14 protein-coding genes are annotated in these 22,635 nt (G+C 58.6%); 1 reads left to right on the top strand and 13 read right to left on the bottom strand.

Translation table 11 applies throughout. The annotated features are described in order from the left end of the window. Positions 1–16: 16 nt before the first annotated feature. The 4 genes from ACZ5YV_RS16660 to ACZ5YV_RS16645 form a co-directional block, all read right to left on the bottom strand. Positions 17–1,765: a hypothetical protein gene (locus tag ACZ5YV_RS16660; RefSeq protein WP_464789490.1), complete on the bottom strand. Its 1,749-nt coding sequence runs from the start codon at positions 1,763–1,765 to the stop codon at positions 17–19. Between the two features lie 23 nt (positions 1,766–1,788). Then, positions 1,789–4,086, bottom strand: coding sequence for a TonB-dependent receptor (locus ACZ5YV_RS16655; RefSeq protein ID WP_464789489.1), 2,298 nt, complete (start codon positions 4,084–4,086; stop codon positions 1,789–1,791). Positions 4,087–4,394: 308 nt separating this feature from the next. Then, positions 4,395–4,991 (bottom strand): TetR/AcrR family transcriptional regulator, encoded by a 597-nt coding sequence (locus tag ACZ5YV_RS16650; protein WP_464789488.1) that lies wholly within the window; start codon positions 4,989–4,991, stop codon positions 4,395–4,397. A 259-nt stretch (positions 4,992–5,250) separates the two neighbouring features. Continuing rightward, positions 5,251–7,521, bottom strand: a complete 2,271-nt coding sequence (locus ACZ5YV_RS16645; protein ID WP_464789487.1) for a TonB-dependent receptor — start codon at positions 7,519–7,521, stop codon at positions 5,251–5,253. A 450-nt stretch (positions 7,522–7,971) separates the two neighbouring features. On the opposite strand from ACZ5YV_RS16645, the gene ACZ5YV_RS16640 reads away from it, so the two are divergent. Further along, positions 7,972–8,766: an alpha/beta hydrolase gene (locus ACZ5YV_RS16640; RefSeq protein ID WP_464789486.1), complete on the top strand. Its 795-nt coding sequence runs from the start codon at positions 7,972–7,974 to the stop codon at positions 8,764–8,766. Positions 8,767–8,844: 78 nt separating this feature from the next. Here ACZ5YV_RS16640 and ACZ5YV_RS16635 read toward each other — a convergent pair whose 3' ends face one another. From ACZ5YV_RS16635 to ACZ5YV_RS16595, 9 genes are all read right to left on the bottom strand, one after another. Continuing rightward, positions 8,845–10,530, bottom strand: coding sequence for a long-chain fatty acid--CoA ligase (locus tag ACZ5YV_RS16635; protein WP_464789485.1), 1,686 nt, complete (start codon positions 10,528–10,530; stop codon positions 8,845–8,847). A 75-nt stretch (positions 10,531–10,605) separates the two neighbouring features. Then, the gene (locus tag ACZ5YV_RS16630) at positions 10,606–11,871 is read right to left on the bottom strand and encodes an MFS transporter (protein WP_464789484.1); all 1,266 of its coding nucleotides are present in this window, start codon (positions 11,869–11,871) and stop codon (positions 10,606–10,608) included. A gap of 156 nt (positions 11,872–12,027) precedes the next feature. After that, positions 12,028–14,415 carry a TonB-dependent receptor gene (locus tag ACZ5YV_RS16625; RefSeq protein ID WP_464789483.1) on the bottom strand — a complete coding sequence of 796 codons (2,388 nt, stop codon included), beginning with the start codon at positions 14,413–14,415 and terminating at the stop codon, positions 12,028–12,030. A 289-nt stretch (positions 14,416–14,704) separates the two neighbouring features. After that, positions 14,705–15,466, bottom strand: coding sequence for an SDR family NAD(P)-dependent oxidoreductase (locus ACZ5YV_RS16620; protein WP_464789482.1), 762 nt, complete (start codon positions 15,464–15,466; stop codon positions 14,705–14,707). 60 nt (positions 15,467–15,526) lie between these two features. Continuing rightward, complete coding sequence (locus ACZ5YV_RS16615) at positions 15,527–17,203, bottom strand: AMP-binding protein (protein ID WP_464789481.1); 1,677 nt, start codon at positions 17,201–17,203, stop codon at positions 15,527–15,529. Between the two features lie 86 nt (positions 17,204–17,289). Further along, a complete protein-coding gene (locus ACZ5YV_RS16610) occupies positions 17,290–18,234 on the bottom strand; it encodes an alpha/beta hydrolase (RefSeq protein ID WP_464789480.1) in 945 nt (314 codons plus the stop codon). A gap of 28 nt (positions 18,235–18,262) precedes the next feature. Next, positions 18,263–19,264, bottom strand: a complete 1,002-nt coding sequence (gene iolG / locus ACZ5YV_RS16605) for an inositol 2-dehydrogenase (RefSeq protein WP_464789479.1) — start codon at positions 19,262–19,264, stop codon at positions 18,263–18,265. Between the two features lie 62 nt (positions 19,265–19,326). Next, the gene (locus tag ACZ5YV_RS16600; protein ID WP_464789478.1) at positions 19,327–21,009 is read right to left on the bottom strand and encodes an AMP-binding protein; all 1,683 of its coding nucleotides are present in this window, start codon (positions 21,007–21,009) and stop codon (positions 19,327–19,329) included. Between the two features lie 54 nt (positions 21,010–21,063). After that, positions 21,064–22,596, bottom strand: a complete 1,533-nt coding sequence (locus ACZ5YV_RS16595; protein ID WP_464789477.1) for a CoA-acylating methylmalonate-semialdehyde dehydrogenase — start codon at positions 22,594–22,596, stop codon at positions 21,064–21,066. Positions 22,597–22,635 lie beyond the last annotated feature (39 nt).

Below are 22,635 nucleotides of genomic sequence, written 5' to 3'. Positions count from 1 at the left end.
GGCTGCGGGCCAGTCCCTATCGCCCACAACTGGTTCCTTGCGCGATGACGTGGTTGCCATGGACCTCTGCTTGAGCGGCCCCGTCGGTGAACTGGTCGGCCACCCGACACAAGGGAGTAGTGCCTGTACCTTTGTTGTCAGCAATCCGGGTGATCTGGACTTCATTGTCGGTCACATGACCCTTCACTTTGCTCGCGACATAGCCGCCCGCGATTAATATGCCAGCCTGGTCGGCATCGATGCTGTTGCGCATAACCTGAACGTCGTGGACATGATTGCGCACGATATCGGCCGAGCCATTGACTTCGCCAGCCGCGATCAATGCGCCGCCGGCCACCAATATGCCGGTCTTTGCGCCCGTGATGGTGTTCCCGTCATATCTGATGCCGCGAACCATGTTGCCGGTACTTTTCCCCGGCGCGCCGACGTTGACTACGGGAGAGGCCAGCAGCCCCGTTGCGCACCCTGCGACCGTGTTGCCGGACACTTCGACGTCACTGACGGAAATTTCAGTCACCGGCGGCCCATTCATCTCTGGGAACCCGCCGATGGTGGCGATGCCGACGGAGCAGCTTTTGCGTGGGCTGATCTGGTTGCCCTGCACACGGACGCCCTTCATGTGAATGTTACGGGGAGGCTGCTCACCCCCCATCAACGCTTCCACGCCCGCGATGAAGACAATGAAGCCGTTGCCGACGACCTTGTTGCCTTCGACCAGTACGTCAGAGACGGATACGTCCGATGCATGGCCGTTCACGGCCACCGCCCCCCAGAGGTAGATGGCGGGGTCCGTCGCTTCGTCGAGCAGCGCGATGTCGTTGCCAGCTACGGTGAGGCGCGACAGCCGGGCGCCCCGATTGGGCGCGAACACCGTCTGCAGCGGCATGACATGCACTCCGCCTGCAAAGTCCTTGACGCTGTTGCGAGCAATCGTCACATCTTCGATCACGCCGTCGGGAGCGGAGGCGCTGGTGTCCTTGACGCCGTTATCGACGCCCACGATCGACATGGCGCTGTGCAGCATGCTGGGAAATTCCTCGCCGAACTGACGCGGCCCGCGGAAATCATTGTCGCTGATGACAAGGTCGCGGAGCGTGCCACGCTCCCCGGCGGCAGTGACCGCGCTGAAGGTGATGCCGCCGCCATTATGAAATTTGTTGCCGGTGACGCGCATGCCGGAGAGCACCGTTTTACCAGCGGCGGGCCTGAAGGAAAGCGGCGTTGCAAACCGCTCGAACGCCACGTCCTTGATGGTGACATTGGCGCTTTCCACGATAAGGCCAAGTCCGCCGATCGGCGCGCCTTTGAAAAGGGGGGCAGCGTTCACCGTGTCGCGCATGTCATCTGCGCCGTTGGTGAGTCTCACGCCCCTTCCGCCGATCGTGTCGCCATCATTGTCCCGCAGTATCGGCATCAGGCTGTTGACGATCAAAGGAGCGAAGGGCTGATCGGGTTTGGCCAATATCTGAACCGGAAGGCGAACGGCATCGCCCCGCACGGAAAAGCGGATGAGATCAGCAGCCGCAGGCCCAGGCGATCCCCGCACCTGCCGCCGCTCGGCCTTGCTCAATTGCGTAAGGGTCAGGCTGCCATTCGCCAGGCGGATGGCTTCGGCCAGCGAGAGGCGTTTGTCGCCGACCCGGCCAAGGCCATCGGCATCGTTGACGGTCAGCGTAGCGCCCGCCCCGACGCTCGCAGCTGCATGGCCGGGCTGGACACCGCCGATCATCAGCAAGAAGGCGAGTGACGAGATTGAACCACGCATTATTTGTCGTCCCATAAAGGCCATTAGAAGGACACCCGCCCAAGTACGCCGACTTCGCGGCCGCGTCCGATGCTCACCGGGAAATATCCGGTCGGCGCACCGAACAGGCTGTAGATTTCGCCACCGCCCGGCATCCTTTTCCGTTCGTTGAGGAGATTGCGGGCGAAGAGTTCGATGGAGGCGTTCGCATTGTCGAGACGCAAACCGGCGAACATATCGACCTGGAAGGAAGATGGAACGCGGCGTCCATCAGCAGGCTCGCGGGCGGCTGGCGAGTAGTCGGCCAGCAGCCGCACGAAGCCATCCAGGCCGCCCGACAGGGCAGCGGTATATTCCGTGTTGGCGCTGACTTGCCATTTCGGCAAACCGCCCAAGGATGCGCGTGACGTGCAACGGCTGAAGTAGCGGCCTGCCTGCACCGCAGGAATCCCTTGGGAGTCAGCCTCGCCATCACCATTGAAATCGTTGCACGGGATTTCTGCGTCGTCGAAATGGGCATTGGCGTAGCTGACAGTCAGTTGCGACATCCAGCCCTTTGCCATCGCCAGGCGCGCATCGAACTCGACGCCGCGCGCGCTTGCATCGCCGTTGAAGGTCGGACCAAGCGATCCGGTCCCGCAAGGGTTGGTGCCATTTGGCGGCAGGCCGTCTTGCGTCGCGAAGACCGTTCCTGGGATCAGCCCTATGCCCGCGGGATTGCCGGTGCAGACGATGCCCTGGACGTTGGAAATATAGCCGTTGAACTTCTGATAGAAGACTGCTGCAGCAATGCTGAGTTTTTCGTCGAAGAACAAACCCTTGAAACCGACTTCAAAGGAGTTGGACGTTTCCGCATCGTATCCGAACTCGGTCGCAGGGATCTGGGGATTGGACAGGACCAGATATTCCTCGTCTCCGCCCGGCCGGAAAGCGCGCCCCCAATTCGCATAAGCCGTCAGGTTCTCGTTGAACTTATGCGTATAGCTCGCGCTGCCGGTCCAGGCCTTTGCCGAGTCCGTGACTGCACGCCTTACGCCGACTTCGACCTTGTCACGATGCGACAGGTTGAAGGTATGGGTCATGAAATAGCCCATTTCGATTTGCGATGGAGAGCCCGAGGTATCGACAAAGGTACAGGGCAGCCCGAAAGCAGCGAGTGGCCCCGGCGTTGTCCGACAGTTGCCATTGGCGCCGGTGAAGTCGATCAGGACATTGACGTTCTGCTCGACGCTCCGGCGGAAGATGCCCAGACGATAGTTCCAGAAATTGTCGCCGGTCCGTTCGATACGCACCTCATGCGTCCAGTCGCGCTGATCTGATATCGTGTCCGTGTACAGTGCGATGGGTATCCGGCCGAAGGGCGTGGTTAATAAGGCATTCCCGGAGTCGCTATCGGATGTGGTGCCGAAACGCGCCTTGGAATGACCGCCGGTATAGCTTAGCCGGTGGCCTGCAAAGTCCCAGACTGCATTGAGGGTCGTGATCTGCGTGTCGGTCTCGACCCTGCCCGCAAGGTCAGCGACCGATGCGCGATCAGAAGCGCTGAACGTTCCAAATTCACCTGATCCTTCCACCTGGGCGCTAGATCTGCCCCGGCTTTGCAGGCGCTGATGAACGAGGTCAAAGCGCAGGTCGGGATTGGGCTGCCACGTCAGGCTGGCACGCCCGCTGCTGGTCCTGGACCGATCCCGCTGTCCGTTTACGACGTTGCGGATGTCCGCGCCGCGCCCTTTTTCGTACAGGCCCGCGATGCGCAGGGCGAGCGAACCCTCGACGATAGGCATCGATACCGCACCCTGGATGTTCAGGGCATCCAGATCGGTATAGCTTGCCATGGCATAGCCATCGGCGCGGTCGAGCAGGGGGCGGCGGGAGGCGATAAGGATTGCACCCGACGGTCCTGTACCCGCCCGCAGAGTCCCCTGCGGGCCGCGCAGGACTTCGATCTGGCCGACGTCATATTGCGCCTGGATCTGCGCGGCGCGTTCCGACACCACCTCGTTGAAGTAGACATCCACGGTCGGTCGGGTCAGCGTCAACGTGTTGAACTTGACGCCGCGCAGGGAAACGGTGCCACCGCTGACATCGAGGCCGGGTACAAGCTTCTGGATGTCAGAGAAGTTGGTCAGATTGAAGCGCTCTATGTCCTGCCCGGTCACTACGTTGATCGACTGCGGAACGTCGGTAAGCCGCTCTTCACGCTTTTGTGCCGTGACGATGATATCGGCCGTCACCACCGCGGCGCCACTTTCGGACTGCGCAGAGGCGGGTGCCACCGGCAAGGCCAGGATGAGGGCGCCGGTGGCCGCTGAGCAAAGAAGCGAGATACGATTGAAGCGCATATAATCCCCCCTGTTCCGGGCACAGTGGCCCGATCACCGGTCGATGGCCGCCGGTGTGTTTACCGTTGCAAAAGAAGTAAATTTGGCTGGGGAGTGCAGCTACGGTGAAAAGATCATCCCAACGCATCCTCTCTGAACTGTTCTATTATGAACCCATGAGTACAGTTTAAGGAAGCGCGGTCAAGAGGCTTTTTGTAGGAGGAATTAGAGCATCGTGCGCAAAAGTGGGAACCGGTTTTGCGCTTAAAACGACGCGATAACGAAAAAACCAGAGCGCGCGACCTGCGTCCGATTAAACGCAGCGCGCTCTAAACTTTCAGGCGGGTCGAGATGAGGTCGACTGCGGTGTCGGCCTCTGCGAGCAGCGCCTCTATCTGCGGCGTTGCCTGAGCGCCGATCAGGCATTGAAAATGCGAGCCACCGTGGAGAAGCGATCGTAAGGTTTTGGACAGTTCACCTGCATCGACAGAGGGTGAGCAGCCCCGCGTCCAGCCTTCGATGGCAAGTGTGACATGCTGCCAGATGTCATGCTCGCTCCCATCCGCGAATATCTGGGAAAACTTATGGTTCGCACTCTCCGCGATCATGAGCCGCATCATCGCCAGGGAGTAATCATTCATGACGAGAATAAGGTAAGTCCGCGCGAATGTCTTAAGTCGATCGATCAAACTGCCTTCGCCCTGGAGAGCGGCCGCCAGATAGTCCATCGTGGGGCGGGAACCCTGCACGATGATGGCCTTCAGCAAATCCTCACGCGATTCAAAATAATTGTAGATCGTGACTTTGGAGCAGCCGACTTCACGGGCGACGTCGTTGAGCGTGGTGCCGTGATATCCCCGCTGTTCGAAGACGCGTGCAGCGCCTTCGAGTATCTGTGTGCGCTTAGCCTCTGTCTTCCGTCTCACAACCGCTGCTCCCGCTGGCCTGCTATTATGGCCCGGTCGCAAGGCGCGCAACGTTGATGTTTAAGCGCGTCCTAAGCCGGTTAGTGCAAATGACCGGGATCACAATAGCAGGAACGTTGCTGTCGGACATGTGAATGGGCGGTTCCGACGAAAGCAGACCTTCTCAGCACGGCATTGGAACGGCGTCTGCATGCGCCCGGCTCCCTGACGGAAGCCGGGCCGATCGGTCCCTGCTGGATTTGGGGAAAAACTGACCTTCCTAGAAGTTCAACTCGGCTGATAGTCCGATCGATCTGAACGACCCGTAGGTGAACTGCTGCGTGTAGACACCCCCAGTGAGAGGGGCGCCCTGGATATACCCAACGAAGCGCTTATCGGTGCAATTGCGGCAGAAGACACTAAAACGCCACTTGCTATCAGCAGCCCTAAGGCCCAAGTCGAAGTCAACCGTTGTATAGCCCTCCTGCCTTGTTGCTGGGTCCCCATTTGACGAGTAGTTGACCGCAGAACGGGAGTAGAGCGAACTGCCAATACTCGCTACCAGATTTGCGCTGACGGGCCGTTCGTAGCGAATACTTGCCAATCCAGTCCAAGCGGGCGCGTTGGGCAGACGACGTCCGCTCGAATCCGTCACCCCGCCAACACAGTCTGGCTGGCCAGCATAGCATATGTCGCCCTTGAATTCCTTGAACCTCGCATTGGCATGAGAAAGGCCACCTGAGATGGTTAGCCCGTCAATCGGTTGCGCAGCAATTTGAAGTTCAAAGCCTTTCGTTACCAGTTCGCCTGCGTTCTGTACAAAGATAGACAGTGTTCCTGGGTCGAACGCTTGCGCTTGAAAATCACGGAACGACGTATGATATAACGCGGCATTGAATGTAACCCGCTTGTCGAAGAACTGGGATTTTAGACCCAGCTCATAATGGCGGGAAATCTCCGGACGCACATATATTGTCGAGAATTGGGCAAATCCAGGCCCCTTATATCCTCTCGATGCGGTAGCATAGACCATGTTGTCACGCGACACGTCATATTGCAGCGTTCCCCGCCAAGAAAAGTCAGTATTATGTCTCTCGACGGTGGGCGTGTCCGCGACGGGAATGATCTGGATGGGCGCGCCCAATCCGTCTGAAGAATATTGAATGTCCACTTCGTCGTAGGTCAGCCGAGCACCACCAATGAGCCGTAGCTTGTCCGTCAGCCTGCCAGTGACCTGACCGAAGCCTGCATAGCTGCGCAGATTTTGGACCTGATTCACTGAGTTTCCGAGTAGATAAGGAATGCCGGGCGGCGGCGTCGATCCCAGATTGCCTGTGATGAAGTTCGACTGGCGAATACGCGCATTCAGCACATAGAGGCCAAATTGATAGTCGATCGGCCCTCCGCCCGTCGAAGCAACCCGCAGTTCGTCTGAGAACTGCCGAAATTTCTTAGGTTCCGTAAACCTGTCGAGTAAAGGGACTGGGAGAAAATCAGGGTCGAACTCCACATCCACCTTATAGAAACGGGCCGCGGCTATGTTGGTCAGCTGAATATCGTCTCCAAGATCATATTCGACCTTGATCTGCGCGCCCCCCACTTTCGAATTTTCAAATGACGCGGTGTCAAAACTGACGCGGGTATTGCCTGGCCCGGGTTCAATTCCCGCCGAGGCAAGGATGGGAGCGATGGGATTGGCGGGCGATACTGATCTGATCGACGATGCACCGGTGTTGAGCCCCTTGGAGCTCATATAGTCACCACCGATATAGATCGACAATCGATCGTTCGGTTTCCAAAGAAGCTTGCCGGACCCGCCTATCTGGCGCAGGCCAAGATCCAGATGTGGATTGGGGACGACATTTTTGAGAATAGGAGAATTGTCTCGGTAATATGCATTCAAGCGAACGGCGGCATCGGACGAAACTGGCAGATTCAATATGCCATTGACGCGGAACTGATGCGTGTCATTCCCCGTATGAAGGTCGCTATATTCCGAGTTCACGCGCGCGCTCGCCTCACCAATGACTGGATCATTCGTGCGGATGTGAACCAGGCCAGCTGATGCATTTCGTCCGAACAGCATGCCTTGGGGGCCATTGAGGACCTCAACCTGGCTTACGTCAGAGAAGTTGACGACGCCCATTTCCGTTCGCGCCAGAGCTACGTCATCGATGACTAACGCCACGCTGCTGTCGATGGTGCGTTGGAAGCTGGTTGTCCCGACACCGCGAATGGAGAAATTGCTACCCTGCGATTTGGCCCCGCCATTTTGCGTCTGCAAGCTTGGCGAAACCGCTGACAACCGATCGGGATCGTTCACGCCTTGACGCGCCAACTCCTCGCCCCGAACCGCTGTGACTGAAATCGGGACGTCCTGGAGACGCTCGGCACGCCGCGTCGCGGTGACAATGATTTCGCCGACCGCCGCGGTCTGAACATCGGGAGGCAAGACTTTTTGGTCCACGCCTTGAGCGGCGGCTGGCGCAACCAACGGAAATGCCGCGCCACTTAGAAGCGCCGCGCGCAAAACTCCTCTCACGTTCACCATACCCCTCCTCCTTCTTATTTCTATTGACTGAATATGGACTAGAATGATGATTACGTCAAACCATGTTGCAACATGAAATTTCCAGTTGTTGCTGATTTGAAATATTCTTCTTTTGAATCAGTGGCTTGCCATCTTATCGGTCATTGCGGTACCGTATCAAGATGGGAGGGAGGAGGGTGGCGGCGATTGCGGCAACCCTCTTCCGAGAGGCGCGAATTGTGAATATATATATTTTTATTGCAGCATATGGAATATATCTTCCGCACTGAAGCTGCTTCCTTTATTCGCAGCCTTCTTGCTTAGGAGAAAATGATGAAGCGTCCCCCCGCGTTGATCTCCCTACTCATAGCCATGGCTGGGAGCGGCGCCCCGGCCTTAGCCCAACATCAGCCGCATAGATCTCCTGAGGCAACGGACATTCATGATCGGGAAACATCCGGCGAGATCCCCTTGGGTACTTCGTCCGGCCCCGACACTGAGCAACGGGGCATGGTGTTCGGTGTGCGCGGCGTGCGCAATGTGTCCAGAGCGACGCTAACGCCCGTGCTCCCGCCCGCTGGCAAGGCAACGGGCGCTGCCGTGATTGTAGCACCCGGCGGAGCATTTAAATATCTATCTATCGATAATGAGGGATATGACGCTGCGCGATGGTTGGCAGCGCGCGGCATCGCCGCTTTTGTGCTCAAATATCGCACCGAGGGCACGCCGCGCGACGCCAGGGCGTTCGAAGCCATGATGATGCAAGCGGCGAAGCAAATGACCGCCCCCTCCAATTTTCCCAGGACTGCGCCTACGCTTCCCCGTGCGGCTCTTGAAGATGGGCTGGCCGCACTTAAGCTGGTTCGTAGCCGCGCCGCAACTTGGGGCATCAATCGCCAGCGCGTTGGGTTCTTGGGCTTTTCCGCTGGCGCGGTTTTGACCATGGGGGTTGGTCTGGCACCTGAAAAGACGGATCGTCCGGACTTCATTGTTCCAATCTACGGTTCTCCCGAAGCAATTGCCGTTCCGGCAGATGCACCGCCGCTTTTCCTCGCCTTGGCGCTGGACGATCCCATCTTCGCACGAGGGCAGCTTGGCCTCCTTAATTCGTGGCGGGCGGCCAAGCGTCCGATCGAAGCTCACTTTTATGAGACGGGCGGGCATGGCTTCGGGATGAACGCGAAGACTGCGGCTGCGGGCATGTGGGCGAAGGAGATGCTCGCCTGGATGAAGGACCGTGGTTTATTGGATATGCCTGCAAAGTGATCTCAACTCCGGCGTTTGTTCGAAATGAGAGGAGGCGTCGCGCCAGCGCGTGCACGACACCCCCCGCATAGGTGGCCATCAACCGGAATGATTGGATAATTTTGAAGCGCAATATTGTTCGCGAAGCTTCTTCTTGTCCAATTTACCTACGCTCGTCTTCTCCAGCAAGATTTGGAACATGACCCGCTCAGGCACTGCCCATTTCGAGATTTGGCCGCGTTCGCAAAATGTCTTGATGTGCGCTTTGACCATAGCTTCGGTCAGCGATTCAAAACCGGCTTTCCGCACAACGACCGCGAGCGGACGCTCACCCCACCTGAAATCAGGTACGGCGATCACCGCCACCTCGCTGACACCTTCGAGTTGAGAAATAAGATCTTCGATCTCCAGAGAAGATATCCATTCTCCTCCCGTCTTGATCAGATCCTTGACACGATCGGTGATCTGCAGCGTCCCATCAGGGTGGAGCACGCCGACATCGCCCGTATGCAGATATCCCCCTTCCCATAGCATCGCAGAAGATATCGGATCGCCTGAATAGGCTTGCGTCAGCCAGGGAGCCCGCACGACGATTTCTCCGGCACTTTTCCCGTCGCCTGGAAGCGGTTCCATGTCCGCGTCGACGATGCGCAGATCGACGAGCGGCACCGGCCTTCCCGCACGCGTGCGTGCTTCCACCATTTCCGCGGACTCGTCCGCCAATTGCTCCTCCGTCAGCTGTGCTATGCTGAGGACCGGGCAAGTTTCAGACATGCCATAGCCTGCAAAGATGTCGATACCCCGCTCAAGCGCAGAATGAACCAGGGCCTTGGGCAGTGCAGCCCCGCCGATGACGATCTTCCAGCCCCTTAGGTCGATGTCGGTCGCTTCGGCAGACGTCAGCAGCATCTGGAGCAAGGTCGGCACGCAGTGCGAAAAGGTAACGCCCTCGGCCTGTTGCAGCGCGAGCAGGGATGCGGGAGCATAGCGCCCCGGATAAACTTGCTTCAACCCCAGCATCGTTGCGATGAATGGCAATCCCCAAGCATGTACGTGGAACATCGGGGTGATCGGCATATATATGTCGCTACGATGCAGGCGGCCTTGAACCGGAGCAGCTGCCATGGATCCGGCCAGCACGAGGGAATGAAGAACGAGTTGGCGATGGCTGAAGAACACGCCCTTGGGCAGGCCGGTGGTGCCTGTTGTATAAAAAGTCGTGGCGCGCATATTTTCATCAAAATCTGGAAAGAGATATTCGCTTTCCGCCATGGACAGCATAGCTTCATATTCCGCCTTGATAGGCAATGCAGTCGCCGGAATTTCGTCCATGTCGGTCAGGACTATGACAGCACGAACATTTTCGATACGGTCCCAGATGCCTTCAAGCATTGGAAGGAAATCGGCATGGACGAGAAGAGCATCGTCGCGCGCGTGGTTAATTGTGTACAATATCTGTTCTGGAGACAGGCGAATATTCACCATGTGCAGCACCGCTCCGATGCCGGGAATGGCAAAGTAGCTTTCCAGATAGCGGTTGCTGTCCCAATCGAGCACACCCACCGTGTCGCCGACGCCGATCCCAAGGTCTGAAAGACTGTTGGCCAATTTGGCTACACGTTTGGCAAGCGTTTGATAATCGAACCGTGCGATATCGCGGTAGATGATCTCCTGCTCGGGAGCGCGTGCAACTCCTGACGCCAGCAAATGCTTCAGCAGGAGCGGAAATGCATAAGCCGACGGAGCCTCTTCTTCCGCTCGGCGGGTGGCTTGTTCTCCAGTCATGATCACCGCCTTGCAAAAGGAAATCTTGTAACTTTCGTACCAGGGATCAGGTCGACCTGAAGCGCGCCTGCGGCATCACCGAAGCCTGATGAACGCCACGCACAGGCCGCCAATAAAAGCCACGCCCGCACCAAAGAGGAAGAGAGCCGGATAGCCGCTCACGGCAATGATGGCGCCTGCCACTGCCGGGGCCACTACGCCGGGCGCCGAACCAGCGGCGAGCAGAATGCCAAAGTCCCTGCCTGCGGTCTTTTCGTCAGGCAGCACGAGGGTAGCAAGCTTCAGGTCCAGGACGAAATAGCTGCCGAACATGATGCCCGTTCCAAGACCGAAAATAAGGAACATGATCCAGCTATTCGAAAGAGCTGGCAGCAACGTCACGACGCCCGCAAGGATCGACACTGTGGCTACAATCAGCACGGTTCGCGGTAAGCGGCCAGAGAGCCACCCTGTGAGGACGGTGACCAGAAGCCAAGCGGCGGTCATCACGCTGGAGAAGATGCTCATTCCCGCGTTGATGCTTTGGTATGGAAGTTGTTCCTGTCCCACATAGTCTTGAAGCAGGTAAAATATATAACCGGTCACGCTGAAATAACAGAGGAAGAGCAGCGCTCTTGATATCGCTGCGAGCGAATAGTTGCGATGTGCGAAGCTTCCAAATTGAGCATAACAGCTTTTCCAGCTGAAGTTTTGCCGCTCTTTCACCGGCTCTTCAAGAGACGAGTCTTCCGGCTCCAACACGATCAGAACGAATGTCAGGATGGTCAGCGGGATCGCAAGAAATATATAGCCCGTCATTATATTGGCAGCCATTGTGGCGATGTTGATGCCTGCGAAAATCCCTACAGGGGCGCCCAATCCAATTGCGGCCGACGCAAAGCTCAACTCGTGCGCGGGAATTCGGTCAGGCAAAGCAGCAAGCAGCACAGACTGGTAATAATTGAGCGTGAACCACAAGAGAGGCAGCAAGACTGTCAGTTGCAGAAGAGAGGTCGCGCCTCCGACCAGAGGCATGAGCGCAATGCTCGCGAACAAGGCAATCAGGAGGGAGGGCGTGCGCTTACCCCAACGGGACCTGGTGCGATCTGATACCGCGCCTCCAGCAAAAAGGGCGATGACAGCCGCGATCGCCGCGCCTGTGGAAAGGAACGCCAAGGTGCCCACCTTGGCGTCAGGAGCAAGCCTTGCAACGACCTGCGGAAGCAGGACGTTCAGGATGCCCTGAAAAACAGCGATCAGCGATGCGTATGCAAGGAAAAGCAGAACCGCAAGACGTCGCGTACTCCGCATTCTTGAGAACCCAGGACTGACTAAGCTTGATCCGCTTCCTTCGATAGCCACTGCGGGCATCCTTCCATCGGGCAACTATAAGCGCTGCCAATATGTCCAAGTCTTCTTCGCATGCCGTTTCAGCAGCTCATCAAGACGGCCCCTCAGCCGCTTGACTGAGGGACCCGCAGCATTTCCCATCCTCTTTCGAATGGTTTCGACATCAACTTACATTTTATAATTCAAACTCACCCCGACAGTCCGGAAGGAGTTTGGACCAAAGCTTTGCCAATAATTGCCGCCAAGAGCCGCGTCGCTCTGGCCTGTCGGACCGACATAGAAGGCAGACACCGGATCAGCGAAAATATAGCTGGGGACCCGCTTGTCGAACAGATTGCGGACAAAGGCAGCGATTGAAAGCTTGTCATCCGCTGTATGCACACCTGCTGACAAGCCAGCGATGGCGTTCGCACGGACCCTAAGGCGTGGGTCACGCGTCTGGCTGAAGCTGAAGGCGCTGCGATGATACACATCCCCTTGCAGGAATCCCACCCAGTTACTGGAAACGGGATGCTCGTAACGGGCTGTTATCGTTGAGGTCCATTTCGGCGCGTTCTCGAGTTGGTTCCCGCTCACATCTGTCGTGCCATTTGGCAAGCAGACATTGGTGCCGCTGGTTCCCGCGGGCTGCCCTGTATAGCAGGGCACGCCCGACAGGTTCCGATATTCCGTATCATTGTATGTGGTGCCGCCGCTGATCGTCAGCCCTTCAAACGGGAGAGCCGTGAATTCCACTTCCACACCGCGGGATTTCAGCTTGCCCGCGTTAAGCGTCGTGAACCCTGCTGCAGTTCCCGGCCGCTGTGCTTGGGTCTGGAAACCGCTAAACGTCGTGTCGAATATTGCGACGTTAAGACGAAGCTTGCGGTCGAACAGCGTTGATTTGACACCGACTTCGAAGCTTTTAGGAATTTCAGGGTTCACGGCAGATCCGGAAAGTTGATCGAAGGTCGGACCCTTATACCCCCGGGTGTATGTAGCGTAGGCGAGCACATCCGGGCTGATGCTATAGTCCAGTCCTAGGCGATATGAGAGGTTATTCTCCTTGACCCGGCGATCGAGGGAGAACGCAGGTCCATAAAGCCCGATGACCCCTGCCGGATTTGAAAGACTGATATGATAACGAATGTCATCATGCGTGTAGCGGGCACCTGCAGTCACGCGTAGATTGTCGCTGAGCTTATATTGTCCTTCGAAAAATCCCGCATAGCTTTTCGTCGGAGAATTCCCGTCGGCATAACCTCCGAAGTTCGAAAGCCCTGGAACAATGACCGGAATGCCGAGGTTTGCACCTTGTAACAAATATTCGCGAGCAAGAAGATCCAGGTAGAAAAAGCCAAGCTGATAGCTGAAACGTCCCTCGCTTGGCGAAGTCAGCCGCAACTCTTCCGTCGTCTGGCGACGGGTAAGCCCGCCCGTATTGGTGTTGAAAAGATCAGCGGTGGTAGTATCGGTGTCGATGGACGTACGCATGCGTGAACGGCGATGCGCCAGGACATTGGTCAATGTATATCCGCCGCCAATATCCCATTCCGCTTTGAGCGATACGCCATAGACGGTAGAGTCATTCTCGTTTCTGACATCCGTCGCCATGGCCGTGTTTCTGGGCGATGCAACGATGCCGTTGGACGCATCGATGGCCTCGATCAATCCGCCAGGTGCGTTGAATCGCCGCACGAGCACGCCTTCACCTGGCCCGTTTGATTGTTGATAGTCACCGGCAAGTGTCAGACGCAGCGCGTCGCTCGGTTCCCAAAGAAGCTTTAGACGACCGCCATAGGCAGTGTTTCCGAGATTTTGCCGAAGCGCTATGTCCTCCACAAAGGCGTCCTGGCGCGTCACGAAGGCGGAAAGCCGGAGCGCGGCGTTGGAGCTCAGCGGCGTGTTGCCCGCAACTTGCAAAGTGGCAACGTTGCCGTTTCCGGGCGCCGTAGTGTTACCATAAAGAACATTCGCGAGAAATTCGGACTGATTTAGTCGCGGTTGCGCTGTAACAATGTTGATCAGGCCCGCTGCTGCGTTCTTGCCGAACAGCATACCTTGCGGGCCGCGGAGAACCTCAACGCGTTCGAGGTCGAAGAACTGGATGTTCCCAAGCTGAGGACGGCTCATGACGACATCATCGATCACAATGCCAACGCTTTGCTCAACCTGGGGTCCGAAGACGGATGTACCGACGCCACGAATCGTAAAGTTTACCGCACCAGCCTGCTGGTTGGTCGACCGGGTTTGTAAGCTTGGGGTCAGATTCACCAATTGGTAGGCGTTGAGAACCTGATGTTGTTCCAGCGATTCGGCCGATGCGACGCTGACAGCGACCGGCACCGTCTGCGCGCTCTCGCTCCGGCGGCGAGCTGTTACGACAATGTCCTTCAACCCCTGGCCTGATGAGTCAACCTGCGCGCCTGTTGGCGCTGAATTGGCTGACGCGGCAGTCGACTGTCCGGCTTGCACAGCGGCTTCGGGCACGGCGTCCTGCGCCTGTGCAAATGTCGAAATGGCGGGTAGCGCGGCCAAGCTCGCGACGCTGCCCAATAAACAACCCCTCATGCGCATCTTATCTCTCCTTATCAAGGGCGGTCGAACTGGCCGGCAGCGAACGCCCGTTCCAACTGCCTTATAATAGAATATATTATCTGTAAATATATATGATGGAATATCGACATCAATTGGTGAGTGGAAAATTCCATTCCGCCATCGTCGTTCGTCATTGGAATCGGCGGGTTAACGGGGTACGACTCGTCCCAGTCCGGCCTGAAATTTTCCCACTTTCCCCATGAAGGGCGCCGATCGAACGGAACCGCTCAATCGTGCACGTTTCTGCATCGCATCCGGATAATTCAGATTAGCGTGGCGCCATACGAATCGCACCATCCAAGCGGATCACTTCGCCGTTCAGCATGGGATTACGAATAATGCTTTCCACCAGCTGCGCATATTCGGTCGGCTTGCCCAAGCGGCTCGGATGCGGCACCTGTGCGCCAAGTGCATCCTGAACCGTCTGAGGAAAGGACTCCAGCATCGGCGTCAGGAAGATGCCGGGCGCAATAGTCATCACGCGAATCTTATGCTGGGCGAGATCGCGCGCGATCGGAAGGGTCATGCCGACCACCCCGCCTTTCGACGCGCTATAGGCTGCTTGCCCGATCTGCCCGTCATAGGCGGCGACCGATGCGGTGTTGACGATGACACCTCTTTCGCCGTCAATCTCGTCCGCCGCAGCGAGCCGGGCGGAGAATTTGGCGATGGCATTGAAGCTGCCGATCAGGTTGACCGTCACCGTCTTCACAAAGCTGTCCAGCGGATGCGGCTCGTTATTCTTGCCCACTGTCTTCACCGCCGGAGCGATGCCAGCACAGTTGACGAGGATGCGCGCGACGCCATGCGCACGCTCGGCGGCTTCCAGACCAGCCGTAACGCTGGCGTCATCGGCGATGTTGGCTGCGATGAAAATGCCGCCCAATGCTTCGGCCGTTGCCCGACCAACGTCCTCGTTCAAATCGACAATCGCGACCTTGGCGCCCCGCTCCGCCAACATCTGCGCCGTCGCCTTGCCCAAGCCGGACGCCCCGCCGGTGACGACGGCAGCCATTCCATTGATGTCCATGATCGATCTTTCTTTTATTCTATCGTTCGTTAGGCGGGTGCCACGCCCAGTCCGGGGACGTCAGCGAGTTGACTGTTCGGCATCCCGCTGCTTGGCGATTTCCTCATTCCGGAGCAGGAAACGCTGTAGCTTGCCGCTTGGCGTCTTGGGCAAGGACGGCACAAAGGCGATTTCACGCGGATAAGCGTGGGCGGACAACCGAGTTTTGACGTAGCGCTGGATCGAAGACGCCAGATCGGGATCTTCCGCGCTGTAGCCCTGATTGAGGACGATAAACGCTTTGATGATCTCGGTTCGTTCAGGATCGGGCTTGCCAATCACGGCGGATTCCATCACGGCATCATGTTCCAGCAGAGCGCTTTCGACATCGAATGGCCCGACGCGATAGCCCGACGTCGTGATGACGTCATCGGCCCGTCCAATGAAGGAAATGCTTCCGTCTTCATTCTGCTCGACTGTGTCGCCGCTCAAATAATAGTCGCCGACGAACGCCGCGGTTTCCCGGCCCAGATAGCCGGAAAACCACATCATCGGTGACGCCTTGCGGTCCAGCGCGAGGATGCCCGGCTCTCCTTGAGGCAATTCCTCTCCTTCAGGCGAGCAGACGACGACGCGGTGCCCCGGTGACGCGAACCCGGCGGACCCGATGTGGATTGGATGATCGATCCCATGATGATTGCACAGCACCATGCCTACTTCGGTCTGGCCGTAATGGTCGTAGATCGGCGCACTGAGATGCTCGTCGAACCAGCGAATGATCTCGGGATTGAGCGGTTCACCCGCACTGCTGACGGCGCGAAGCTGACCTTTGATCCGCGCCGCCTTTTCAGGTCCGCCTGCCAGCAGCAAGCGGTAGGCCGTCGGCGACCCTGCGACATTGGTGATGCCAAGGTCTGCGATCGTGTCATAAGCGTCTTCGACGTCGAATCCGCGCTGGTTGAACGTCGTCGTCATGCCGAGAGCCAATGGGCCAGTCACAGCGTAATAGAGGCCATAGGCCCAGCCCGGATCGGCGAAGTTCCAGAACCGGTCTTCAGGCCGCAGCCCCACCGCATCGCGCATATAGGCGGCAAAGGCAGCGATCGCCCTTACCGGCACCAGCAGCGGCTTGGCGGGACCCGTCGTTCCAGATGTGAACATGATGAGAAAGGGGTCGTCCAGCCCGCAGGGCACGGCAGGATGACCGTCCTCCTCATCCTCGATCATGCGCCAGAAGTCGCGGTTGGCGCCTGCTTCGCCAGAGGAGACGACGATCTGCTCAATCGATGAGGGGACATCGGCAATCTTCGGAAGATTATCCTGGTCCGCCACGATCACGCGGGTGTTGGCGGTTTCCAGACGATATTCGATGGCCTTGGACCCGAAGGCCGTGAACAAAGGCTGGTAAACTGCCCCCAGCCGCCAGGTCGCCAGGATCAGGATCAGCAGTTCGGGCGAACGCGGCAGCAGTCCGGCCACCCGGTCGCCTTTGCTCACACCCAAGGACGCCAGCGCAGCCGCGAGCCGCCCACTGTCATGGGCCAGCCGCGCGAAGGTCCACTCCTGTGTAACCCCATCGATCCCGCGATGGCGCAACGCGACCCGCGATTTGTCCGCCGCGTGCCGGTCGCAACATATCACCGCCGCATTGGTATGGCCCGTCTCGTCAAAATCCAGGATAGCCATTGCCTGCGATACATCGAACGTAAAATCAGTGCCGCCAGTCTGGATGCTGGATTGCGCCACGTCGTCCATCATGGACCTCCTCAACGAACAAAATTTATACTCTTCGGTATCAGTCCTCCCCGCTCCACTTTCCGTGTTGCCGATGACTTCGCCGAGCTTCAGTCCCGAATGTTTCGGGCCAACAAAGTCATGAGGCGCTGCTCAACCACCTCTGTGGCCTCGGTCGCAGCTGGCACCAGCGCGCACAGATTGTTAAAACCATGGGTCAGATTATCGAACTTCACCAATTCGACATCGACACCCGCCTCTCGCAGCCGATCGGCATAGGCAACGGCTTCGTCGCGGAGCGGATCGACCTCCAGCACGACGATGACCGCAGGCGGTACTGTATCCAGCTGTCCTGACACAAGCGGCGATATGTGGGGATCTGCCGGATTGTGCGCACCGCAATAGTCGCGCACCAGTTGAGGCAGAATCTCGGTACGCAAGGTCGGATCCGCATTGGCGATACGGGACGGATAGTTCGCTCCCTCTTCTCGCAGATCAACCGCCGGGAAGAACAACAGTTGGGCGTCGAAATTCCCGCGCCCTTCCTCAGCCAGCGCCAGGGCCACTGCCGCCGCCAGGTTCCCTCCGGCGCTCTCTCCAGCAATCACGGTCGGGTTCCCCGCGCCACCGAGCTCAGCAGCATGCTCCATCGTCCAGCGCGCAGCGGCAAGACAATCGTTGAACCCCGCGGGAAAGGGATTTTCAGGAGCGAGCCGATATCCGCTCGCCACTACGACCATCGAGAGATCCCTCGCGAGCCGCCGCGCCAGCGGCTCTATGAATTCAATGCTACCAAATGCCCAGCCGCCGCCGTGCAGCAGATGCATGGTTCCTGTAGGAGCAGTCAGAGGGCGTATGATGCGAAGCGGCACCGGCCCGCCATCGCCTGCAATATCCATGTTCTCGACCGATCCGACCTCAATGGGACCGTCGGGCCCATGAAAAATCGCGATCATGGCATCCATATCACGGCGCATGACTTCATGGTCGATCTTGTCGGACGTGGGCACCGGAAGCTGTGCGATGATCTGCTGCAGTACTGGATCTAACGCCATATCAGTATCTCCTTGATCTTTTTTGGTTTCAACGGTCTGCGTGGCCGGTCAGCTTGACCACTGCTCCGCTGCGCGCCGACTGCTCCGCGGCTTCGGCAAGGATGAGCGCCTTGATGCCGTCGCTTTCATCGGCGACGGGCATTGCCTTGCCCTCGATGATATCGGCAAAATGCTCCACCTCGATCGCATAGGCTTCGGCGTAACGATCGAGGAAGAAGTTCTGGAAGCAATCCGATCGCGCGCCTCCCTCAGTCCAGGTCTGGACGCTGCTTTCCAACTTGTTCTCGGCCCGGATCATGCCCTTCGACCCGAAGGCTTCGATGCGTTGGTCATAGCCGTAGCCGCTGCGGCGACTGTTGGAGATGACGCAGATCTTGCCGCTGACTGTGCGCAGCAGGATCTTGGCGGTGTCGAAATCGCCCGCCGCGCCTATTTCAGGATCGATCAGCACAGCGCCTGAAGCAAAGACGCTTTCAATCTCTTCATCCAGAAGCCAGCTGGCCATGTCAAAATCATGGATCGACATGTCCTTGAAGATGCCGCCCGATACAGCGACATAGGATGCGGGCGGCGGCGCTGGATCGTGACTGATGATGTGCAGCGTCTCCAACGCGCCGATCTCGCCCTGCTTCAAGCGTCGCTGCAGGCTGGCGAAGCTGGGGTCGAACCGCCGGTTAAAGCCGAGCAGGACATGCCGGTCGCTCCCTGCAACGGCCTGCTGGACCTGAGCAGCACGGCCAGCATCCTGGTCCAGCGGCTTTTCACAGAAGACATGCTTTCCCGCACGGATGGACTCCAGCGTATAGTCGAGATGGGTGTCAGTCGCGCTGGCGATCACCACGCCGCTAATCGCAGGGTCGGCCCAGACTTCCTCCACCGTCGAAACACGCGCGCCATAGCGCCCAGCCAGTTCTTCCGCCCCACCGAACGGATCAACGACCCGCGACAATGTCAAGCGAGGATTGGCGGCGATGTTCGCAGCGTGAATCTTGCCAATCCTGCCAGCGCCAATCAGAGCGATTTCAGACATGGAATACCTTTCCTAAAACAGGATATTGTTGTTTGCGCGCTGAAACACAGCGCTCATTTTCTCTATTGGCGGGCTTTCGCCAGCTCATCCTCCATCATCTCGCGCAGCCGGGCCTTCTGCACTTTGCCCGATACGGTCATGGGAAAACTGTCGACGAAGCGAACGTAGCGCGGCACCTTATGATGGGCCACGCGCTCCCGGCAGAATGTGATGATCGATTCAGCATCTTCCTGCTCGCCGTCGCGGAGCTTCACACAGGCCATTACCTCTTCGCCGAACCGATCGTCCACGATGCCGATGACCTGCACGTCCAGCACGGATGGGTGGAGGTAAAGCAGCTCTTCCAGTTCGCGGGGATAGATATTTTCGCCGCCACGGATGATCATGTCCTTGATGCGCCCAACGATCCGCGCATAACCCGCGTCATCGATCGTGGCGAGGTCGCCGGTGTGCATCCAGCCGTCGCGGACTGCCTCCGCCGTCCTTTCAGGATCGCCCCAATAGCCGAGCATCACGGAATAGCCGCGAATACAAAGCTCACCCGGCTCCCCGCGCGCGACAATCTCGCCCGTTTCGGGATGCACGATCCTGGCTTCGATATGGGGCTGAATGCGCCCGATCGTGGCGACCCTGGCTTCGACCGGATCGTCCAGCGAGGTCTGAAAGCTCAACGGGCTGGTTTCCGTCATGCCGTAGCCGATGCCGATGTCCCGCATGTGCATCCGCGTCATCACCTTGCGCATCAGTTCTTCTGGACAGGGCGAGCCTGCCATCAACCCGGTTCGCAAGGAGGACAGATCGAAGCGCGCAAATTCAGGATGCTCCAGTTCCGCGATGAACATCGTAGGCACGCCGTGCAATATCGTGCAGCGTTCCGCTTCCACGGTTTCCAGCACCGCGAGCGGATCGAAACCGGGTGAGGGATAGACCATGGTGACGCCATGGAGCATGCTCATAAGGTTGCCCATCACCATGCCAAAGCAATGGTAAAGCGGCACCGCTATGCAAATGCGCTCGCCTGGCACCAGGCCCATCTCACGGCCACACATGAACGCGTTGTTGAGAATGTTGTGGTGCGAAAGGGTCACGCCTTTTGGCGCCCCTGTGGTTCCACTGGTGAATTGGATGTTGATCGGATCGTCCGCCTTCAGCGTTGCAGCGATACCGACGAGTTCCGCTTCCGAAGCTGCCGTCCGCAGGTCCGCAACCTCTCTAAAATCCAGCCAGCCCGGACGCGGATCACCGCCGATCTTGATGGCATAGCGGAACGCTGGAAGGCCGACCGACACAATCTCTCCCGGTCGCCCGCCAAAGTGCGTGACGAACGTCTCCGTCATGGCCAGATAATCACTGGTCTTGAACGAGGCCGCGCAGATCAGCGCCGTCACTTCCACCTTGGCCAGCGTATATTCCAACTCCGTGACGCGATAGGCCGGGTTGATATTGACCAGGATCATACCCGCACGGGCAGTCGCCAGCTGAGCGATGGTCCATTCGGCGCAGTTGGGCGCCCATATGCCAACCCGATCGCCCGGTCTCACCCCCAACGCGAGCAGGCCTGCGGCGAAGTCATCCGTGGCGGCCTTCAGTTCCGACCAGCTGTAGCGAACATTGCCGTGCCGTGCGACGAGCGCATCCTCATCGGGCCAGCGCTGTGCGGCGCGGTCGAGTGCTTCGCCGATCGTGTCGTCACGCAGGCAAGGCTCCGAAGCTCCGACAACTTGGCTGAGTTCTTGCGTGGTCAAGAGAAGCTGCTCCACCTGATTGCCGACCCGGCGTGAACCGGGCCTGCGGAAACGTCATTTCATCGTCGGGATCATGAAGGCATCGGACAGCGACGATCCCGAAGCGGCGCCCGATGCGTTCGGCCAGCGCTGCGTCACGGTCTTCACCTTCGTCCAGAAACGCACGCCTTCTTCGCCATGCTGGTTATGGTCGCCAAAGCCCGAACGCTTCCAGCCGCCAAAGCTGTGATAGGCGACCGGCACCGGGATCGGCACGTTGATGCCAACCATGCCGACATTCACCCGCGCTGCAAATTCCCGTGCGGCGTGACCATTGCGCGTGAAGATGGCAACGCCATTGCCATATTGATGCTGGGACGGGAGAGCCAGCGCGTCTTCAAAGCTGTCGGCCCGCACCATCTGCAACACGGGGCCGAAAATCTCCTCCCGGTACGCGCTCATGTCCGGCGTCACATGATCGAACAGGGTGGGGCCGACGAAAAAGCCGTCCTCATGCCCCTGAAGCGAGAAGCCGCGCCCATCGACGACCAACTCCGCGCCCTCATCCACACCGGTCTGGATCCACTGTTCGATGCGCGCCTTGTGCTGCGCGGTCACTACAGGACCATAATGCGCCTCCGCATCGGTGGAGACGCCCACACGCAGGGCCTCCATGGCGGGGACCAGCTTTGCTTTCAGCCGCTCGGCCGTTTCCTGTCCGACCGGAACCACAACCGGCAGCGCCATGCACCGTTCGCCAGCCGAACCGAATGCCGCGCCGCAAAGGTCAGCCACCGCCTGGTCGAGATCGGCGTCGGGCATGACGATGCCGTGGTTCTTGGCGCCGCCCATGGCCTGCACCCGCTTGCCGTTGTCGACCCCGCGCCGGTAGACATAATGGGCGATGTCGGAAGAACCGACGAAGCTGACCGCGCTGATCGCCGGATGATCAAGGATGGCATCCACCATTTCCTTGTCGCCATGAACGACCTGGAAAATGCCCGCAGGCAGCCCGGCCTCCATGAAAAGCTCCGCCAGGCGGATCGGAACGGACGGATCGCGTTCCGAAGGCTTCAGGATGAAGGCGTTGCCGCAGGCCATCGCGACGGCGCTCATCCACAGCGGGATCATCGCCGGGAAATTGAAGGGGGTGATCCCTGCACCGATGCCGATGGGCTGGCGCATCGAATAGACGTCGATGCCGGGGCCAGCGCCCTGCGTATATTCGCCCTTCAGCAAATGGGGAATGCCGCAAGCGAACTCCACGACATCAAGGCCGCGCTGAATGTCGCCCTTGGCGTCGGCGACCACCTTGCCATGTTCGGACGCAAGCAGATGGGCAAGTTCGTCCATGTCGCGTTCGACCAGCCGCTTGAACTCGAACATGACGCGAGCCCGGCGCTGAGGATTGACGGCCGCCCATGCGGGCTGCGCCGCTTGAGCGGCATCGACCGCCTGCTGCAATTCGCTGGCGGTTCCCAGCGCCACCCGTGCCTGCACCTGGCCACTGTTCGGGTCGAACACATCACTGGTGCGAGACGCGGTAGCAGTCACCGCACGCCCCCCGATGAAGTGGGGAATGTTTCGCGTTTCGGCTTCTACGGTCATGGTCAAATCTTCCTCATCATCTTTGCACAACGCCGTCGC

Source organism: Sphingobium sp. TomTYG46, from assembly GCF_055396345.1.
This window is presented reverse-complemented; position numbering and strand designations above follow the sequence as displayed.

Coding starts and splice junctions, on each gene's coding strand:
- ACZ5YV_RS16660 (WP_464789490.1), bottom strand. CDS start 1,765: ATGCGTGGTTCAATCTCGTCACTCGCCTTCTTGCTGATGATCGGCGGT.
- ACZ5YV_RS16625 (WP_464789483.1), bottom strand. CDS start 14,415: ATGCGCATGAGGGGTTGTTTATTGGGCAGCGTCGCGAGCTTGGCCGCG.
- ACZ5YV_RS16610 (WP_464789480.1), bottom strand. CDS start 18,234: ATGGCGTTAGATCCAGTACTGCAGCAGATCATCGCACAGCTTCCGGTG.
- ACZ5YV_RS16635 (WP_464789485.1), bottom strand. CDS start 10,530: ATGACTGGAGAACAAGCCACCCGCCGAGCGGAAGAAGAGGCTCCGTCG.
- ACZ5YV_RS16615 (WP_464789481.1), bottom strand. CDS start 17,203: ATGATGGACGACGTGGCGCAATCCAGCATCCAGACTGGCGGCACTGAT.
- iolG (WP_464789479.1), bottom strand. CDS start 19,264: ATGTCTGAAATCGCTCTGATTGGCGCTGGCAGGATTGGCAAGATTCAC.
- ACZ5YV_RS16645 (WP_464789487.1), bottom strand. CDS start 7,521: ATGGTGAACGTGAGAGGAGTTTTGCGCGCGGCGCTTCTAAGTGGCGCG.
- ACZ5YV_RS16655 (WP_464789489.1), bottom strand. CDS start 4,086: ATGCGCTTCAATCGTATCTCGCTTCTTTGCTCAGCGGCCACCGGCGCC.
- ACZ5YV_RS16595 (WP_464789477.1), bottom strand. CDS start 22,596: ATGACCGTAGAAGCCGAAACGCGAAACATTCCCCACTTCATCGGGGGG.
- ACZ5YV_RS16620 (WP_464789482.1), bottom strand. CDS start 15,466: ATGGACATCAATGGAATGGCTGCCGTCGTCACCGGCGGGGCGTCCGGC.